The 16,790-nt window shown below is 43.0% G+C and carries 18 protein-coding genes; 3 read left to right on the top strand and 15 right to left on the bottom strand.

Annotated features, from left to right (window positions below; translation table 11 throughout):
- Positions 1-14: 14 nt before the first annotated feature.
- The 12 genes from cui to flgB all read right to left on the bottom strand — a co-directional run bounded on the left by cui (position 15) and on the right by flgB (position 11,023).
- The gene (gene cui, locus PSE83_RS00565) at positions 15-548 is read right to left on the bottom strand and encodes a colicin immunity protein Cui (protein ID WP_272660585.1); all 534 of its coding nucleotides are present in this window, start codon (positions 546-548) and stop codon (positions 15-17) included.
- Positions 549-749: 201 nt separating this feature from the next.
- Entirely contained in the window at positions 750-1,685 is a 936-nt protein-coding gene (gene flgL / locus PSE83_RS00560) for a flagellar hook-associated protein FlgL (RefSeq protein ID WP_164565361.1), read from the bottom strand.
- A gap of 28 nt (positions 1,686-1,713) precedes the next feature.
- A complete protein-coding gene (gene flgK / locus PSE83_RS00555; RefSeq protein ID WP_036957852.1) occupies positions 1,714-3,357 on the bottom strand; it encodes a flagellar hook-associated protein FlgK in 1,644 nt (547 codons plus the stop codon).
- Positions 3,358-3,498: 141 nt separating this feature from the next.
- Positions 3,499-4,479, bottom strand: coding sequence for a flagellar assembly peptidoglycan hydrolase FlgJ (gene flgJ / locus PSE83_RS00550; protein WP_110591521.1), 981 nt, complete (start codon positions 4,477-4,479; stop codon positions 3,499-3,501).
- Positions 4,479-5,582 (bottom strand): flagellar basal body P-ring protein FlgI, encoded by a 1,104-nt coding sequence (locus tag PSE83_RS00545; protein WP_004255651.1) that lies wholly within the window; start codon positions 5,580-5,582, stop codon positions 4,479-4,481. Before PSE83_RS00545 ends, flgJ begins: the two co-directional genes overlap by 1 nt.
- Positions 5,583-5,617: 35 nt before the next feature.
- Entirely contained in the window at positions 5,618-6,400 is a 783-nt protein-coding gene (locus PSE83_RS00540) for a flagellar basal body L-ring protein FlgH (protein WP_004255652.1), read from the bottom strand.
- A 70-nt stretch (positions 6,401-6,470) separates the two neighbouring features.
- Positions 6,471-7,253: a flagellar basal-body rod protein FlgG gene (gene flgG / locus PSE83_RS00535; RefSeq protein WP_004255657.1), complete on the bottom strand. Its 783-nt coding sequence runs from the start codon at positions 7,251-7,253 to the stop codon at positions 6,471-6,473.
- An 18-nt stretch (positions 7,254-7,271) separates the two neighbouring features.
- Entirely contained in the window at positions 7,272-8,027 is a 756-nt protein-coding gene (locus tag PSE83_RS00530; RefSeq protein ID WP_272660584.1) for a flagellar basal body rod protein FlgF, read from the bottom strand.
- 15 nt (positions 8,028-8,042) lie between these two features.
- Entirely contained in the window at positions 8,043-9,302 is a 1,260-nt protein-coding gene (flgE, locus tag PSE83_RS00525) for a flagellar hook protein FlgE (RefSeq protein WP_164565363.1), read from the bottom strand.
- A 27-nt stretch (positions 9,303-9,329) separates the two neighbouring features.
- On the bottom strand, positions 9,330-10,187 hold the full coding sequence (locus PSE83_RS00520; RefSeq protein WP_094961172.1) for a flagellar hook assembly protein FlgD: 858 nt from the start codon (positions 10,185-10,187) through the stop codon (positions 9,330-9,332).
- Positions 10,188-10,199: 12 nt separating this feature from the next.
- The gene (flgC, locus tag PSE83_RS00515) at positions 10,200-10,604 is read right to left on the bottom strand and encodes a flagellar basal body rod protein FlgC (protein ID WP_004255666.1); all 405 of its coding nucleotides are present in this window, start codon (positions 10,602-10,604) and stop codon (positions 10,200-10,202) included.
- 5 nt (positions 10,605-10,609) lie between these two features.
- Entirely contained in the window at positions 10,610-11,023 is a 414-nt protein-coding gene (gene flgB, locus PSE83_RS00510; RefSeq protein ID WP_004255669.1) for a flagellar basal body rod protein FlgB, read from the bottom strand.
- A 237-nt stretch (positions 11,024-11,260) separates the two neighbouring features.
- Between flgB and flgA the strand changes: the two genes are divergently transcribed.
- From flgA to PSE83_RS00495, 3 genes are all read left to right on the top strand, one after another.
- On the top strand, positions 11,261-11,899 hold the full coding sequence (gene flgA, locus PSE83_RS00505; protein ID WP_004255676.1) for a flagellar basal body P-ring formation chaperone FlgA: 639 nt from the start codon (positions 11,261-11,263) through the stop codon (positions 11,897-11,899).
- A gap of 313 nt (positions 11,900-12,212) precedes the next feature.
- Positions 12,213-12,515, top strand: a complete 303-nt coding sequence (flgM, locus tag PSE83_RS00500) for a flagellar biosynthesis anti-sigma factor FlgM (protein WP_004255680.1) — start codon at positions 12,213-12,215, stop codon at positions 12,513-12,515.
- 9 nt (positions 12,516-12,524) lie between these two features.
- Positions 12,525-12,965, top strand: a complete 441-nt coding sequence (locus tag PSE83_RS00495) for a flagella synthesis protein FlgN (protein ID WP_004255682.1) — start codon at positions 12,525-12,527, stop codon at positions 12,963-12,965.
- Between the two features lie 46 nt (positions 12,966-13,011).
- Here the strand turns inward: PSE83_RS00495 and PSE83_RS00490 are convergent, their stop codons facing one another.
- The 3 genes from PSE83_RS00490 to flhB all read right to left on the bottom strand — a co-directional run bounded on the left by PSE83_RS00490 (position 13,012) and on the right by flhB (position 16,766).
- Positions 13,012-13,290, bottom strand: a complete 279-nt coding sequence (locus PSE83_RS00490; protein WP_004255684.1) for a helix-turn-helix domain-containing protein — start codon at positions 13,288-13,290, stop codon at positions 13,012-13,014.
- Between the two features lie 232 nt (positions 13,291-13,522).
- The gene (gene flhA / locus PSE83_RS00485) at positions 13,523-15,622 is read right to left on the bottom strand and encodes a flagellar biosynthesis protein FlhA (RefSeq protein WP_004255687.1); all 2,100 of its coding nucleotides are present in this window, start codon (positions 15,620-15,622) and stop codon (positions 13,523-13,525) included.
- A complete protein-coding gene (flhB, locus tag PSE83_RS00480; protein ID WP_004255688.1) occupies positions 15,615-16,766 on the bottom strand; it encodes a flagellar biosynthesis protein FlhB in 1,152 nt (383 codons plus the stop codon). Before flhB ends, flhA begins: the two co-directional genes overlap by 8 nt.
- Positions 16,767-16,790 lie beyond the last annotated feature (24 nt).

Genomic DNA, 16,790 nt, shown 5'->3' with positions numbered 1-16,790 from the left:
AGAAAGGGGAAATTTTATCCCCATCTTTTTAATTTATATTTTACAGGTAAAAATATAAATGCATTTATGGCCAAACAAGTAACAATGAATATAGAAATAAAAATCGCATAATAATAAATGAAAGAAGTAAATTCGAATGCAGAGATTGAACTTAATTTTTTATTTCCAGATGATATATTATAATCTAAGAAATAATTTATATATGTCATTATACCGATAATAAAAATAGAACTTAAATAACCAAAAATTAGCGTGAGAATTCCATCATTGTATAACTTAAAGTGTTCTTTTTTTATTTCTATAGAGTTCCACATAAGTATGTAATATAACACAGAAATTAAAGGAGTTATTTTACAATATAATGCTGACATGTAGCTTTCATTTGGAAATTTATCTGAGTAAATTACAGGTAACTCACCCAACCAGTTATTAATATTAGTTACAGTAGAATTTGAGAACACATTTAGCCATATTGCAGCTAAAGGAATAGCTCCTAATAAAACAATAATAGTGAAAACCCATTTAGTATTTACCTTAAAAACTCGCATAAATCTCCTATATCACAAAACACTCAAATGAGAATAATACATATTATCATTTAATTATTAAAGTTTATTGCGTAATAAAACATTAATTCAAATTTTTTACATCAAATCTATAACATATTGTCTAACATAGCATTTTTAAAGCTCAAAAAAACCGCGCTTGGATCACTCCAAAGCGCGGTGAGTAAAAAGAATATTAAATAATTAACGGCTGCCGAAAAGTGACATGCTGTTTAAGTCTTTAAAAATACTTTGTGAGGCTTCAAACATCGCTTTTTCTTTATAATAATCTGTGGTGGTGCCAGTCCAGTTAGTTTCTAACAACTCACTTTTGCGGGCCGCATTTTGAATCGAGCGCGTATCCGCTAAAAAATCTAATTTATCAATTTCTTGTAATTGTAAGCCTTGCTTAGCTTCAATATTAGAAATTTGATCTAATGCGGACTTGATGGCTCGGTTCGCTTCACCTAACTCAGTTTGCGCTTGGTCTAAATCTGCTTGTGGTGCGCCTTGCAATGGCTTTTTCAGTGATTCGATACCGGTGTTCAGCGCTTTAAAAATATTGACCACATTATTGCTATCGGTTTCAAACACTTGTGCGCCAGTGAAATAAGTCGTCATCTCACGGTCACTCGCCACATTCTGCATAATCGCTTTATCGCCACCGTGATACAACACATCACCGTTAGCATCAATTTCAAATGGCGGTTTATCTGATTTAAAACCTGCGAAAATATATCGACCATTCCCATCAGTCGAATTACCTAACGCCACTAATTGTTCTTTCAAACCCGTGAGTTGCTCAGCCAAAGTATTACGGTCTTTATCGCTTAAAGCACCTTGGTTTGATGCCTGAATAATGGTGGTATCAATTTGCGTCGTCACATCTGTCATCTGAGTCAAAATACTCATCTGCAGCGTCATTCCTGTTTTGGCAAACCCACGACTGGCAACATACTGTTGATTTCGGTTCTCTGACTGGTTAATCCGCACCGCTTGCGAAGACGCTTGAGGGTCATCAGAAGGCTTGCTTACACGCTTACCAGAAGCTAATTGACTTCCTGCATCCATCCAACGCGCTTGAGCACTGTTCATGTCTTGTAAGCGTTGGTGATAAATCATGTTGGTACTTAAACGCATCGCTAAATCCTTATCCTATCGCTAATATTTAGAATGCACGCATTAATGCGTTAAATAAATCATCCACCGTTTTTAATACTTGCGCATTGGCATTGAAAAACTGTTGGATTTTCTGCATCTGAATACTTTCTTCATTCATATTCACGCCCGAGATAGCTTGCTCTTGCTCATAGAAGCTCTCAGTCATTTTGTTCTGTGTTTCAGAGTCAATTTGCGCTTGTTTAGTTTTACTGCCCACATCATTAACTAACGTCGCATAGAAATCAGAGAACGTAGAACTACCATCAATCAGTTTTTCGTCTTGCAGTTTAACCAGTTGTTTAATGTTTTCATTATCACCTGGGCCACTGTCTTTACTTCCAGCCGCCGCAAAATCGGATGCATTGCTGACCAAGGTCTGCATACCGTTGATTACACCACTTACTGGTTTTACCAAGAATGAGTCACCTTTTGACATACCAGTACTGTTGCTGATTTTAATCTCTAAACCATCAAACTTCAGTGTACCTGCCGTATTTGAATCCACAGGTACATTAATACCTTCTGGCAAACGTGTGACATTCCATTCATTGCCGTCAAAGCGCAGTTCATAGTTATTACCTGTGACTTTAGACACATCGCTATAACTGAGATCAAAGTCTGCTTTACCACTATTATGAGTGTTACTAACAACAGAGCCTTTACCAATTTCAAAGAAGTCTTTACCGGTGTTGCCGTTGGCATCGTACCCCTTGCTGTGCACTTCATTGAATTTGGTCGCAAAAACCAATGCTAATTTATTGAGTTTTTGATAAGCCGGGTCCATAACTTCTTGACGAGAACGCAAGATACCACTGAGTTCCCCACCACGGAATGACTCGTCAGGAATTTCCCGTGCTTGGCCATTCGCGCCCACAAAGCCAATGCTAAAACGGCTATCATCTTTAGAAGAAGGGACGGCTTCTAGGCGATTCGCTTTTTCACCCGTGACTAACGGTAAGCCATTAGCAAACGTCACGTTATAGTTACCGTTTTGTTCGATAACTTTGACACCAACTAATGAGTTAACTTCATTGACTAAACGGTCACGCACATCTAATAAATCGTTAGGTTCAGAACCACTCACAGAACGGATCCGCGAAATTTGCTGGTTTAAACCCGCAATTTTTTCAGCGTAAATATTGATATCTTTCACTTTATTTTCTATCTGGTGATTAATATCCCGTTCCATTTCCTGCAAACGACGATCCGCTTCTTTAAACTGGCCTAATAATGCATTTGAGTTTCCTAAGAAAACGTCAATCAAGGTTTTGTCACTTGCATCGCTGGAGGCAGCGTCTAACGCAGTGAAGAAGCTACCGATATTACTTGAAATATCTTCAATATCATTAGTAAGCAAATCATCAACTTTATTGCAGTTCTTAACGTATGCCTCATAGTCACCGCTACGTGCGCGGGATTGGCTGTACTGCGCATTGATAAATTCGTCAAACTCACGGCGAACATGGCTGAAATAAGTGCCGTTACCAAAATAGCCATTAGGTGTCATCGTACCGGGATTCTCCCCGAAAACAGCACTTTGGCGATGATAGTAACCCACACCTGCGTTAGCTAAGTTGTTAGAAATAACACTTAACCCGCCTTGTGCAGCGTTCACACCACTGAGCGCATTATTCATTACATTGTTCAGCATAAGCTTTTCCTGTTCTGGATGCTTATCGCCATCATTGGCTGACACAATGAAAGCGATAGCAACGCAAATTATTTAGAGCATATTTGGTTATCGGAAATTCAGCGTAATTATTTAGTCCAAACTCGCAATAATTCCGGATTTTTAGAAAATATCGTTTAAGTCTATGGTATATGCCTGAACCGCCCTTGATGCAGAGGTATTCGCCGCGGGTTGATGACCGCGTATCTGGTTAATCAAGGTGATCAGTTTGTCCGAATAACCTGGGTCTGTGGCATACCCAGCTTGATGTAAACGGCGCGCAGCAATCTCTGGTGTCGGCGCTTTTTTGACGTCTTTGTAACGCGGGTTTTCCGTCAATAAATTGATATAATCGGCAATCGCCTCTTCATAAGAGCCATAAACGCGAAAATCATCCCGCATTTTGATGGTTTTTCCGTTGATCACTTCTGTTGTCATAATATTCGTGACGGGCCCTTGCCAGTTTTTTCCCGCTTTTATACCAAACAGGTTATGGCTGGTTTTTCCATCTGATTTCAGAATTTCTCGCTGGCCCCAACCACTTTCTAATGCCGCTTGTGCCAATAGCAGAAAATGAGAAATACCACTGTTTTGGCTTGCCGCTTTTGCAGGTTCAATTAAACGGCTAATAAAATTACTGCTATTAAGCGATAACGCTTTGATTTTTTGGAATGGTGCCGATAATGCATCGCCCATTGGTGCAAAATGGCGCATCATTTGTTCCATATTAAATGGCGGTAATGATTGCACTGTTTTTTCATCTAACGGCAACAGGCTATTGGATGTGGGCCCACTTGACGTGTGTTGGTCTCGTGTAAGCTGCTGGTACATCATTTCCCCGAAACCTAAACCTTTTTGCGACAGGTCCTGGGCGATTTGCTGGTCATACATACTGGTGAGCATGCGTGTTTGGTCGCTGGAAAATAAGCCATCTTGTGGGAGTGCGTCACGCATACTTTTTAACATCAATTGAACGAATGTTGCCTCAAGTTGCTGCGTGACATGGCGCAGCCCTTGCTCCGAATTCTTATTCAGTTCACCTTTTAACTGTCCCAGTGACTGTAAATCAAATGCGGCACCTTGCAATAGCTGCATGTCACTCATTAGATGATCTCCAGTTTTGCACGTAAACAACCCGCACTTTCCATCGCTTGCAGTATCGACATCAAGTCGTTTGGCGTTGCACCGAGTGTATTTAGGGCTTGAATAACTTGGTTTAATTGCACACTTGCGTTGACTTTTTGGAGTGCCCCACCCTGATCACGTACCCCAACATTCGTATTACGAGTGACTACGGTTTGCCCACCTGCAAATGGGGTGTCCGGTTGGCTCACTTGAGTTTGTCTTTCGACTGTGACCGCTAAACTGCCATGTGCAACAGCACAGCTGTCTAGTGTTACACTGCGGTTAATCACCACAGAACCGGTGCGTGAATTGAGGATCACTTTCGCTTCAGCCACTGGCGCACGTACATTAAGCTCCTGTACCCGTGCTAAAAAGCGCACTTGGTCGCGATTATTGGCAGGAACCAGTAATTGCACTGTCCGAGAATCTAACGCAGACGCCGTCCCCATACCGCCCATACGGTTAATTGCATCCGCAATATCTTGTGCCAATGTGAAGCTATCTTCGTTTAATTGCAGGTTAATTGCCCCATTTTGCCCAAAACTGCTCGGTAATTCGCGTTCGATAGTTGCTCCACCGGTAATACGGCCGCCATTGAGTTGATTGACCTTAATACTACTGCCGCCGCCACTGGCACCCGCACCACCCACTAAGATGTTACCTTGAGCCATCGCATAGATTTGCCCATCAACCCCTTTTAAGGGAGTCATCAACAACGTACCGCCACGTAAGCTTTTCGCGTTACCCATTGAGGAAACCACAATATCCACGGACTGCCCAGTACGCGCAAAAGGCGGCAATTTCGCGGTGACCATGACCGCCGCCACATTTTTTAATTGCATATTGGTACCCGGCGGCACCGTAATCCCCATTTGCGACAGCATGTTATTCAAACTTTGAGTGGTAAATGGAGTTTGCATGGTTTGGTCACCTGTCCCATCTAGGCCCACAACTAAACCATAGCCAATCAAGGCGTTATCTCGCACACCTTGAACGGTGGTTAAATCTTTAATACGCTCACTGTATGCTGAATAAGTGAAGCAAAAAAATAGTGATAGCAAAATTAATACTTTGTTTTTCATTGAATTATCTCGGCTGTTTTCTCGCTAATGTTTAATTAATAAGGCGAAACATTTAAGAAAAAGCGTTGTAGCCATCCCATGTTTTGCGATTCGTTAATATAGCCGTCACCCACATATTCAATGCGTGCATCAGCGACTTGTGTCGAACTCACATGATTGTCTGAACCGATAGTGCGCGGGTTAACCACCCCAGAGAAACGAATCGACTCAGTACCTTGGTTTATCGCGATGCGTTTCTCACCAACCACATGTAAATTACCGTTCGCCAATAATTGGTCGACTGTGACAGTGATGGTGCCTTTAAAGGTGTTGTTGGCATTGGCACCGCCTTTGCCGCTAAAGTCACTGTTACCTTTAATATCTAATTCTGTGTTTTTACCGCCAATCCACCCTTGCATAAAACCCGGTAAGATCGCAGCTAAGAAACCTGTTTTCCCACTACGATTGGCATTCGCTGAGGAGTTTTTGCTCGCACTCACGTTTTCTTGCAAGTTAATGGTTAAAATATCACCAACATTACGAGGGCGCCGGTCTTCAAATAATGGCTGATAGCCATAATAAGCAGGTTGAGCGCTTTGAAATATCGAGCCATTGGGTGCTGGTGCTGTCGGTGCTGTTGGGATTGCCGTGGTTTGTGTGTCCACTAATGGACGCGATTTGATTTGTGCACAACCGCTGGTAACTAAGACCAAAATGGCAAGTAACCCTGCCTGTTTAGGCGCTATGAAACGCGTTAGTAACGCTGCTTTTTGCTGTTGAGAAATCGTGCCGCTTTCAATCATCATGTTACTCTTTTGCTGCTGTGTACGTTTTATCATCACGAAGAGGTCCCTCTCATTGATAACTCATCACTATCGCAATGAGTTATTTTTACGTATTTTTTACCAATTACAATTGCGTTAAGCGCTGTAACATTTGGTCAGAAGCGGATACCGCCTTACTGTTGATTTCATAAGCACGCTGAGTTTGGATCATGTTGACCAACTCCTCTGCCACATTGACGTTAGAGGTTTCTAACATGTTTTGATAAAGTAAACCGGCGCCATTGGTCCCCGGTGCGCTCTCATTTGGTGCGCCGGAACTTGCGGTTTCCATATACAGGTTTTCACCCATACTTTCCAAACCAGCATCATTAATGAAGGTGGTTAATGTAATTTGGCCAATTTGCTGTGGTTGGTTATCGCCATAGACGGTAATCGTCACGGTGCCATCGCGCGCAATCGACAAGCTGTTCGCGTTATCGGGGATCATAATCGCAGGAACGATTTGGTAACCACTTGAGGTCACTAACTGGCCATCTTGGTTTGGCTGCAATGCGCCATCACGGGTGTAAGCATCCGTACCATCAGGCATTTGCACATGTAAAAAACCTTGGCCTCGGATAGCGATATCGTTGGTATTTCCTGTTTTATTTAATGCGCCTTGCGCATGAATACGCATGGTGGCAACAGGGCGCGAACCCGTTCCCATTTGTAAACCGGATGGTAACGAGGTTTGTTCTGAACTCATGGCACCCGGCTGACGAATATTTTGGTACATTAAATCTTCAAAAACAGCGCGTTGGCGTTTGAAACCATTGGTACTAACGTTGGCTAAGTTATTAGAAATAACATCAAGGTTAGTTTGTTGAGCATCAAGCCCTGTTTTAGCAATCCATAATGAGCGGATCATAATAATTCCTTACTGTATTTAGCTAACCGCGAGCAGTTGATTGGCGCGTTGTGCATTTTCATCAGCACTGCGGACAACTTTCATTTGCATTTCAAAGTGCCTTGCATTGGCAATCATCGAAACCATGGCTTCTGCGGCATTGACATTACTGCCTTCAATCACCCCCGCAGTGACAATGCCTCGTTCGCTTTGTGGCAAAGCATTGCCATTTGCCGCTTGCCCTTGTGGTGATAAATGAAACAAACCGTCTTCGCCACGGATCAAGTCTTGCGGCTGTGCTTCAACCACTTTCAAGCGCCCAATTTGCCCTAACATAGTCGGGGGGTCAGTCGCCAAAAGCGCAGTAACGGTACCGTCAGCGCCAATAGTTAACTCCGCATTTGGCGGAACGTTAATCGGCCCGCCATCACCTTGTAAGCGGCGCTCACCAATAACAAGCTCACCTTCACTAGACACTTGAATGTTACCGTTACGGGTATAAGCTTCTGTGCCATCGGCTAATTCAACAGCCAAAAAATGCTTATCATTTAATGCAACATCGGTTTGCTTACCCGTATAATTGAGTGGCCCTTGGCTCATATCAGCGCTGGGAGTAGATGCCACCACCAGCGTTCTGGTTTGCTCGCTGTCACCATTTATCGGCACGGCACGCATTGCGGACAATTGCGCTTTAAAGCCTGCGGTTGACACATTGGCAATGTTATTTGAAACAATCGCTTGGTTTTCCAGCGCATGACGCGCTCCTCCCATCGCGGTATAAATGACGTGATCCATGGCCACCCTCTTGTTTTATCGTAAGTTAACCAGCGTCTGTAACATCTGATCTTGTGTCTTGATGGTTTGCGCGTTTGATTGGTAATTACGCTGCATCACAATCATGCTAATTAACTCTTGGCTCATATCCACGTTAGAAGATTCCAACGCACCACTGGTTAATTTTCCGAACTGGCCAACACCCGGAACGCCGTCCATCGGGTTACCTGATGTATTGGAAGAGGCCCAAACGTTGCCACCTTGAGATACCAGACCATTTGGATTTGCGAAAGCGGATAACGCCACTTGGCCAACCACACGTTTTTGTTGGTTGGAATAGTTAGCAGTAATTAAACCGTTATCTTCGATTTTAAAGGTGGTGTATTCACCGGCAGGATAGCCATTCACATCAATCGCACTAACGGAAGACTCGCTGACTTTTTGTTGACGAGTTTTGTTTAGATCAACTCTAAGAACACCATCATTTGCGCCATTTAACCCTTTATAATTAAAATCAAAAGTGGCATCTGTAGGGGCTGACAAACGGCCATTACCATCAAAAATTAATTTATTATGAACAACAACGGTATCGTCTACATCCTCAGTATTGATTAATTGCGTTGCAACCTTGTCGTTCGCATCTTTGGCATACACTTTCCATTCATTATCCGCGCTTTTTACAAAGTACACGGAGATTTCATGCGTGTTACCTTGGCTATCATACGCCGTCATGGTCGTACTGAAATTGTAGGTTGCTGAATCATCGGGGTTATTAACATCGAATGGTTTATCTTTGATTTTATCTTCTGAGTTCAGATTAATAGTTAATTTCGCTAATTCCGACGCTTTTGCATCCATCATATCCGTTGGGATATTCAAGCCTTCAGGTACACCACCACTTTGGATGGTAACATTGCCTTTTTCATCAACACTCGCGGGGTAACCTGTGACTACCATCCCTTGGTTATTGACTAAATTACCGCTTTTATCGCGTAAGAATTGACCATCTCGGCTGTAATAAGTATCACCGTTTTGGTCTTGTACACGGAAAAAGCCATTTCCGGAGATGGCAACGTCTGTCGCTCTATCCGTACGCGTGATTGGACCATCTTTAAAATTTTGTGTCACCGCGGCCACATTAACGCCTAGGCCAACACCTGAACCTGCAAACATATCTGCAAATGAGGTCGTCGCCCCTTTAAAACCATTTGTTGCGGAGTTGGCAATATTATTACCAATTGAATCAAGCCCCGCTGAGGCTGCATTTAAGCCACTGACTGCTTGTGAAAAAGACATATTTTCTCCATGAGTATTGGGGGTAAATTAAGAAGATGGATAAACTTTGAAAATGCTGCTCAGCGGGACGCTTTGCCCAATGCCAACATCAAGTAATGGTGCGTCAGCTCCAGGAGTCACACCGTTAACACGGGTATACCCCAGTTTGGTCACTTCGATTTCAGCTCCTGAACTAACAGCTTTCACATCAAAGTAATATTTTCCTGTTGTATCGGTGACTAAGTTCCCGTTGTTATCACGGCCATCCCATGCCATATCATAGATATCGGGTTTAACTTCCGTATCATAGGTAATGGTTCGCACAACCATTCGGTTTTTATCGCGAATGGTAATTTCAACATTGTCCGCCAATTTCGGCAAAAAGAAGCCAAACGGCGAGGAAATATATTCAGATTGCGGCTCTTCAGTGCCCTCTTCACCTTCAATGGCATCTTTGTTACTTAATCCAAACATTGAAGGGCTATTTGGGCTGATGCCTTCGTCAGGAAGCGGGTTTGATGGCTTAATCACATTGCTGTCTTCACCTGTGCTCGCTTTTTTGAGTGGCGCTAAGATGATTTCATTACGTGGAATAAGCACACCTTTACCAACCAGCTGAGTGGCTTGCAATGACTGACCTGAACCAATTTGTTGGGAAATACCACTCACGCTATCGCTGAGTTTATTCATACTTTCAAGTGTCGCTATTTGCGCCAATTGGCTGGTTAAATCCGTATTTTCCATTGGTTTTGTTGGGTCTTGGTTTTGCATTTGCGTGACAATCATTTTTAAAAAAGTGTCACGCATATCGTCACTTTGACTTTTCTTTGGCACATTACTCGCAGCTGGCTGAGGGCCAGCTGTCGTATTATCCAAAGAGTCGTACATTGTGGCTGCAACTCCCATGAAAGTGCTCCCTTACTGGCCTATAGTTAGTGTCTTTTGCAGCAATGTTTTTGCTGTATTCATCACTTCTAAGTTAGCTTGATAGCTACGAGAGGCTGAAATGGTGTTGATCATTTCGCCAACCATATCGACATTTGGCATTTGCACATAGCCTTTTTCATCCGCTGACGGGTGACCAGGTTTATATTCCATACGTGGTGGTGTTGGGTCTTCTATCAGCTCACTCACACGCACGCCTCCCACTTCGTGACGCCCTTGTGGTGCCATTTGAAAAACAACTTGTTTTGCGCGATATGGTTGGCCATCTGGTCCCGCGATACTTTCCGCGTTGGCCATATTGCTCGCACTGACATTTAAACGTTGAGATTGCGCAGTCAATGCCGATGCAGAGATATCAAAAATACTTAGTAAAGCCATGGCAATTACCCTTGCTGTAAGACAGCCAACATACTTTTGACGCGGCTATTGATGAATGTAAGGTCGGCCTGATATTTCAGGGTGTTATCTGCGAATTGGCTGCGTTCAATGTCCATATCTACCGTATTACCATCCATTGAGGTTTGGTAAGGAACACGATATTTCAGGTCAATATTTGGCGCTTTGCCCCCTCGGCCTTCAATATGCCCTTTCGAAGTGACAGCAAGAGTCACACCTTTTCCCCCTACCACACCTTTATCCATGGCTTGTTGAAGTTGACGATTAAAGTCAATATCACGTGCTTGGTAGCCGGGAGTGTCGGCATTAGCAATGTTTGAAGCTAATACAGTCTGCCTTGCTTCGCGTATTGACAAAGCCTGTTGCTGGAAAGCAAACGTGGCGTTTAATTTATCAATCATAGTGGTCCTCAATGGAGATAACGCGATCCCTGAATTTGAACGTTCGCGAGTAAAAATTAAAATTCGACCCGCATATCTTAGCGGCCTACTAAAAAATCTAATGGCGGGATAAAGGCAAAATAATTGACCTATTTGGCTCATTCATTATTACGCAGCTGCGTAAACTGCAATTGTGAAAAAGTTTGCTTACTGGGGGGATAAAACGGGATGTATTACACTAAAAAATTGCCTTTATATATGGTAATCAGTTTGTTAGGTCTTACTCCAGCGCTTTCTCAAGCGTCATTACCCCAAGATATTAACCATTATTTTCGCCAAATTCATGGCAAGAAAACCCACGTTTCAATCGAAATCAAAACACCAATTGAACGTTGGCCTATTTGCGAGAAGCCACAAATCAACCCACCTATTGGCGGGCGTAATATGGGGAATGTGTCCCTTCCTGTGCAATGTGGTAAAAAAAAGCAATTTATTCAGCTAACAGTGAATGTGACAGGCCAGTATTACGTGGCAACACGCAATATAAATAGAGGGGAACCCATACAATTTGTTGATATCGGAACCAAAAAAGGCTTATTGCATAAACTCCCCGCAGGTGCAAGTACAGACAAAATCGCACTTCGCGGAGCAGTAGCCCTGCGTAATATTCCAGCAGGTCAAACATTCACAAAATCAATGACAAGGCAGCCTTGGGCAATAAAAGCAGGGCAAACTGTATTTGTATTCGCTAGTGGTGATAATTTTTCAGTGAAATACGAAGGAAGAGCAATAAATAATGCTACTGCCGGCCAAAATACCCGTGTACGATTGTTAAATGGGCAAGTTGTAAATGGGGAAGCGCTAGAAAATGGCAGCGTTCAAGTGGCATTAAAATAAAGCGCTCTCCACTGATAGGCCGATGAGCATACATAATCTATGATTCGGCTAGCGAAGCGCAGTCAACAACGCTGCAACTTGAAGCATCACGAGTATATACTCTAAATAATTCGAGTGGCAGCTAGGCGACAAGTGAAGAGAGGCCGATGAGCATACATGAGTATGTGATTCGGCGAGCTGAGCGCAGTCAACAACGCTGCAACTTGAAGTATGACGAGTAGTGCAATATTTTGTAACACTATATACACTAAAGATTCATAAACATAAGCCGATAACTGACATATGAAAAAAATCGGAAATAGGAAAATACATTATGGCTATTGAGCAAACATCTGCAATTTCTGCACTGACTCAGGTGACAAACCGCGATCCGCAAGATACGACAGTCCCGATGCGGGATAAAAAAGTATCTGCCGATGAAATCGTTAAAGAGAGTTCTTTTGCTCCTAGTGAGCTACAAAAAAAATTATTGCAACCTCAAGCAAGTGATATTAATAGTGCTAAAGTTGAACAAATTAAACAAGCAATCAAAGATGGCACCCTAACAATGGATGCTGAAAAAATTGCTGATGGAATTTTGCGCGATGCCCATGAATGTATGTTATCAATGAAATAAATAACGATTATGACTGACGAATTACTGATATTACTTGAGCAACAACTCGCTCATTTGCAATCATTACAAATAGTGATGAAAAATGAAGAGCTATTACTAGGTTATCACCGTGTGCCACCTTCGCCTTTTCAAGAAACCACTGAGCAAAAACGGTTTTTAGTTGCTGCTATCGGCCATGGTGAAACAAACCGCTTAGCGTTAGAAGCACAAGCTGAAATCAGCGCACCTTATGAAGGAAATAATGCACTAACGGGTGTATGGGAAGCCATTAAAAGCTTAACAACTGAGCTAAAAGAGCTGAATTATCGTAATCACCAAATGCTGCAACTGCATATTGAGCTGAATGCTCAGCGCCTAAACTTTGTGAAAAAACATAATAACCAATCCACTTATGGTGCTGATGGTTTAGAGTCAAAGCGCCCTGCATTAGGTAAGAAAATTTCAATTTAAGGTGTGTTTTGCCTTTTTAAACTAAAAAGGATTATCCTTGCATTTATTAGATAATAAACACCTTTTCATCAATTAATGTGAGTAGCCTTAATGCTGCACCATTTGGTTTAATTTCCCCTATTTCCCATTTGGAAACACTTTCCTTGGTCATATTTAATATCAAAGCGAGAGAAGACTGAGAAATATTATTTTGCTCACGAATACGTTTAATATCCTCTCCTGTCATAGGCTTAGGATTAGTGAATTTTTTCTTGAGCTCTTGTGCTTTTATCCGCACCTCGATACGGCGAGCCGCAGTACCATCAGCAGCACCAATTGCTTCCATTCTTGAGAAAATTTCAGTAACTCATTTATTTTATTACTCATAATGAATCCCCACCAACAGGTTAGCTTCAGCCCACCATAATTTTTACTATAGTAAAAATTACCATGTACAAGAAAAAAATATATCCTAATTAAGCAAACCCATGGAATAAAAAAAGAGGAAAATCACACATCATGTTGGCGATTTTCCTCTTTTTAATACTGTACCTAAATGTCAAATAATACCGATAAAATTAACTACCACTGATCATCGACGTCATTCTTATCTTACGGTGGTCCGTCATTTCTAAATTCGACATGACCACCAGCTGCGGCAGACTGCGCCGCAAGAAACGCGATAAAATCAAGCGTAATCCATGGTTAACTAACAGCACTGTAGGCGCGCCCATCGCTTCTTGGTGAGCTACAGCTTGCTCCGCTTGAGTTTGAATAAACTGCGCCAAGTTCGGCTCTAACCCACCGCCGTTCTTCGCGGCTTGCAGCAAAATCTGCTCAAGGCTAGCCTCTAAACCAATCACTTGAATTTCTTCTGCATTACCAAACCACTGCTGTGTAATTGCTCGCCCTAATGCAATGCGCACTTGGGATGTTAAGTAATCGGTATCTTTGTTTTCCCCATTTTCTCCTGCCATTTCAGCCAAGGTTTCAATGATGGTACGCATATCGCGGATCACTACATCTTCCATTAATAAGTTTTGTAAAACGCGGTGCAAAATCGTTAATGAAATCGTATCTGGGATCAGGTCATCTGCCAATTTTGGCATCTCTTTTTTCACGCGGTCATACAACATTTGGGCTTCTTGGCGGCCAAATAAGGTGCTGGAGTTTTGCAGTAAAATTTGATTAAAGTGAGTAGCCACTGCAGTACTCGCGGATACCACGGTATACCCCTGGATTTGTGCTTGCTCACGTAAATCATCATCAATCCAAATGGCGGGTAAACCAAATGCTGGCTCTTTAGTGACATCCCCTTGTAACGACCCAGCCGCATTACCTGGGTCAATAGCCAGACTACGCCCTGGCTGTGCTTCCCCCCGCCCAACTTCCGCGCCTTTAATTAGAATTCGGTATTCACAAGGGGAAAGCGCTAAGTTATCGCAGATATGCACCACGGGTGGCAAATACCCCACTTCTTGAGCAAATTTCTTACGTAAACCACGTAGTCGCCCTAATAATTCACCTTGCTGGTCATTATCGACTAATGGGATCAACCGATACCCCACTTCCATCGCCAACAAGTCTTCTAGTTGAACGTCATCCCACGTGGCTTCAACCACTTTATTGGCTTCTTGAAAATGCTGAGATTGGCTATTATCCCCCGCACTACTTTCGGGTTGTTGGGATTTGCGGACTAAATACCAACCAAGGGCAGCCAGTGCCGCGGTAAACAGTAAAAATACAAAGTTAGGCATACCCGGTATTAAACCGATTAAACCTAGAACCCCAGCGCTCAACCACATCACTCTTGGGTTATTGAATAATTGAGTGACCATTTGTTCACCCACATCTTCATCTGTTGCCACACGAGTGACAATAACCCCAGCAGCGGTGGAAATAATCAAAGCTGGAATTTGCGCGACAAGCCCATCACCAATAGTCAGCAAGGTATAGGCACTGGTGGCATCTCCCAAAGACATATTGTGCTGGCCTACACCAACGATTAACCCGCCAACCACGTTGATCACCATAATCATGATCCCCGCGATAGCATCTCCTCGCACGAATTTACTCGCACCATCCATCGAACCATAGAAATCCGCTTCTTGCGTAACCTCCGCGCGGCGTTTTTTCGCTTCATCATCATTAATGATACCCGCGTTCAAGTCGGCATCGATGGCCATTTGCTTACCTGGCATGCCATCTAACACAAAGCGAGCGCCCACTTCCGCGATACGCCCCGCCCCCTTAGTGATAACCATAAAGTTAATCAGCACAAGAATAATGAATACCACAATACCGATGGCGAAGTTGCCGCCCACCAAAAAGTGACCAAAGGCTTCGACAACTCGCCCAGCAGCATCTGGCCCTGTATGGCCATCTAACAGGATAATTCGCGTCGAGGCGATATTCAAAGAGAGGCGCAATAAAGTTGCAAATAGCAAAATGGTAGGAAATGCCGCAAAATCTAATGTGCGTTTTGTGAACATCGCCACTAATAACACCATAATGGAAAGTGCAATATTAAAGGTAAACAGTAAATCCAATAAAAAAGCCGGTAATGGCAATACCATCATCGACAGGATCATTAATATCAGAACCGGGCCGGCCAGTATTTGCCACTGCGTTCCTTGTAAATTTTTCGGCAATTTTAATAATGAAGCCAAATTAGCCATCTCGATTGTTATCTCCAGCAAAGTCCAGCGTCGGTGGCACTGGTAAATTTTTCGGTTTTTTTGGTCTGAGCCCACCTTCTCGGCGCCAGCGGCGCAACTGGTAAACCCATGCTAAAACTTCTGCAACCGCGGCATATAGTGCAACAGGAATGCTTTGGCCTATCTCCGCATGGCGGTATAGCGCACGAGCAAGAGGCGGTGCTTCTAACTGTAATATTCGGTGCTCTTCACCAATTTCTTTGATGCGCTGAGCTAATACTCCAGCTCCTTTCGCTAATACTTTGGGTGCCCCCATTTTTTTGTCATCATATTTAAGGGCGACCGCATAGTGTGTTGGGTTAGTGACGATAACATCTGCATTCGGAACATCCGCCATCATTCGGTTACGCGCAATCGCACGCTGCTGTTGGCGAATTTTGGCTTTAATCTGCGGGTCACCCTCTTGCTGCTTGAATTCATCTTTAATTTCCTGACGGCTCATGCGCAATTTTTTCAAATGGGAACGAAACTGATAGAAAACATCAAAAGCCACCATTGGGATCAGCAAGAAAACAATCAAATATCCCGCAAAAATCACTTTCTGTAATGCATTACTTAGCGCCGTAACGGGTGATTCCATCACTAAATGCAGTAACGATGGCCAACTTTGCCAAAGAAAAATAAACGCCCCCAACCCCACAAATAACGATTTCAAAACCGCTTTAAATAACTCAGATAAGGCATTCATCGAAAAAATACGTTTTAGCCCTTTGATTGGATTTAACTTTTTCAAATCAAATTTAATCAACTTGCTATTAAAAACGAGCCCACCGACTAACGATGACGCAGAAATTCCAACCAATGCTAACCCGCCAATGACAGGTAGTAAGGCAAATAACGCCTCACTGACCACACGCCCTAAGTAACTGATCATCAAGCCAGTATTTTGTAAATAGTGGCCATCAAAAATAAAACCCTGGCGAGTAATTTGCCGCAGTTGTGCCGCGAGGTGTCCACCACTTAGCCATAGCAAGCTCACGCCTGCTAACATCATCATTAGCGAGCTAAGTTCTTTTGAACGAACGATTTGCCCATCATCTTTGGCTTTTTGCTTTTTATGGGGCGTGGGCTCTTCGGTTTTTTCTACATCACTCTCGTCGGACACCGCGGTTCCAAAATGTAATGAAAA

Origin of the sequence: Providencia sp. PROV150 (assembly GCF_028481025.1) — a bacterium.
GTDB classification, from domain to species: Bacteria; Pseudomonadota; Gammaproteobacteria; order Enterobacterales; family Enterobacteriaceae; genus Providencia; species Providencia hangzhouensis.
Note: the sequence above shows the minus strand (reverse complement) of the source record. Positions and strands in the feature narration are given on the sequence as shown.